Source organism: Mycobacterium sp. (genome assembly GCF_008709575.1).
Classification (GTDB): domain Bacteria; phylum Actinomycetota; class Actinomycetes; order Mycobacteriales; family Mycobacteriaceae; genus Mycobacterium.
Genome location: NZ_VYIK01000451.1, coordinates 1 through 624, shown reverse-complemented (window position 1 = coordinate 624; position 624 = coordinate 1). Strand labels below are relative to the sequence as shown.

Genomic DNA, 624 nt, shown 5'->3' with positions numbered 1-624 from the left:
GTGATATTGGAGATCAGCTCCCGTGACACCTTAGCCCCATATACCTCTTCGAGGTGAGCCTCGATATCCCGGGTGGTCATGCCACGTGAATACAGCGACAGCACTACCGAGTTGATGTTGCCCAGCCGGCGCGCCCTTTTGGGCACGATCACCGGCTCAAAAGAGCCGTTGCGGTCCCGGGGCACCGCGATATCCACCGGGCCATTGACCGTGGTCACCGTCTTTGGTGAGGACCCATTGCGGGAATTGCCCGACCCGCGGCCGGCCGGATCCCTGGATTCATAACCCAAATGGTGGGTCATTTCAGTCTGCAAGGCCCGCTCGAGCACCGCCTTGGTCAACTCGGTCAGCAAACCGTCTGCACCGTCGATCGGGGTCCCCGATTTCACCGCGTCCTTGATCAGCGAATCCAGGGTCTCGGCCGAAAACGTCTCCGCCAGCTGGCGAGCCGCCGATTTCACCTTGCCCGCCGACTCCATGACCTTCGTCACAAAACACTCCTTCTGTCCGCCCGAACGGCGGTCCGATAATGGACCACCCCGGACTTACACAGATGGAATGACACGCCCCTCCACCCTCGAACACGAGGTGCTGTCCCGCCACCACTTCGCCACCAAGGCACAG

1 protein-coding gene is annotated in these 624 nt (G+C 61.2%); it reads right to left on the bottom strand.

Going from position 1 to position 624, the window contains the following annotated elements; all coding sequences use genetic code 11:
- Positions 1 to 491, bottom strand: a 491-nt coding sequence (locus F6Q13_RS19535) for a transposase (RefSeq protein WP_293060024.1), incomplete at its 3' end; no start/stop codon positions are given.
- Positions 492 to 624 lie beyond the last annotated feature (133 nt).